Below are 269 nucleotides of genomic sequence, written 5' to 3'. Positions count from 1 at the left end.
GGTTTGGTTTTATTTTTATCTCACCAGCTTCATTTTCGGTTGGAGCCTCTTCAGACGCGGTAATGGTTCGCGCTAGAAAACGGAAGCGATCACTCTTAAAGCCTTCGGGCATGTTCTCGCTTAACCACTGGCCTGTGAGTTCGTGCAGTTGGAAGTCCGTGTATTCGATGCGATCAATGCTATCGCGAATAGAATCGCGTGCCGGTCCGCTGTCCTTTTTTCCCCTCAAAGAGAGAATATCCGTGATATACAAAGGGGTTTTATTAGGC

General features: G+C 47.6%; 1 protein-coding gene. It reads right to left on the bottom strand.

The features are described 5' to 3' along the window. On the bottom strand, positions 1–269 hold a 269-nt coding region (locus AB4585_RS29240; protein WP_372172315.1), incomplete at both ends, for a replication initiator protein RctB domain-containing protein.

Source organism: Vibrio sp. 10N.222.49.C9 (genome assembly GCF_041474985.1).
Classification (GTDB): Bacteria; Pseudomonadota; Gammaproteobacteria; order Enterobacterales; family Vibrionaceae; genus Vibrio; species Vibrio crassostreae_C.
Note: the sequence above shows the minus strand (reverse complement) of the source record. Positions and strands in the feature narration are given on the sequence as shown.